General features: G+C 63.6%; 1 protein-coding gene. It reads left to right on the top strand.

Features of this window, described 5'->3' with window-relative positions:
- On the top strand, nucleotides 1–871 hold an 871-nt coding region (locus AC1DIX_RS27390), incomplete at both ends, for a gamma-glutamyltransferase (protein ID WP_477328456.1).

The following is an 871-nucleotide window of genomic DNA, read 5'->3' as shown; positions in this document are numbered from 1 at the left end:
ACATCCCACAAGACCTGGCTGCCCGGTGGCGCCGCACCTGAGCCGCTCTCCAACTTCAAGAACCCGGTTCTCGCCGGGACCTGGAAGCGGATCATCGCTGAGGCAGAAGCCAAGCGTGGCCGCGAGGAACAGGTCGAGGCTGCGCGCGATGCCTTCTACCGCGGCTTCGTTGCCGAGGCGATCGAGCGCTATGCCGGTTCGACCGAGGTGATGGATGCGAGTGGCATCAAGCATAAGGGCGTCATCACCGCCGATGACATGGCGAACTGGTCGGCCACGATCGAAGCGCCTCAGACCTACGACTACCACGGCTGGACGGTCGCCAAGATCGGCCCTTGGGGACAGGGACCGGTCTTCCTGCAGACGCTGGCGCTGCTCAAGGGCATCGATATCGCCGCGATGGATCCGGTTGGCGTCGATTTCGTCCATACCGTCACCGAAGCGATGAAGCTCGCCTTCGCCGACCGCGAAATCTACTACGGCGATCCCAATTTCTCGACGATCCCGATCGAGCATCTGCTGTCGGACGCCTATAGCGACGAGCGCCGCAAGCTCATCAAGCCGGAGGCATCGCTGGAGCTGCAGCCCGGCATTGTTCCCGGCTTCGAGGACCAGTATGCGCTGACGATGGACATGCTCGGCGTCACCTCCAAGACCGGCGCGGTCTATGAGCCGACCATGGCGCATCTCTCCGAAAAGCGCGGCGACACCGTCCATATCGACGTGATCGACCGCGAGGGCAACATGGTGTCGATCACCCCTTCGGGCGGCTGGCTGCAGTCGTCACCGACGGTGCCGGGCCTTGGCTTCTGCCTCAATTCCCGCGCCCAAATGTTCTGGCTGAAGCCCGGACTGCCGACCTCGCTTGCGC

It is taken from the genome of Massilia sp. 05N420 (genome assembly GCF_056397205.1).
Note: the sequence above shows the minus strand (reverse complement) of the source record. Positions and strands in the feature narration are given on the sequence as shown.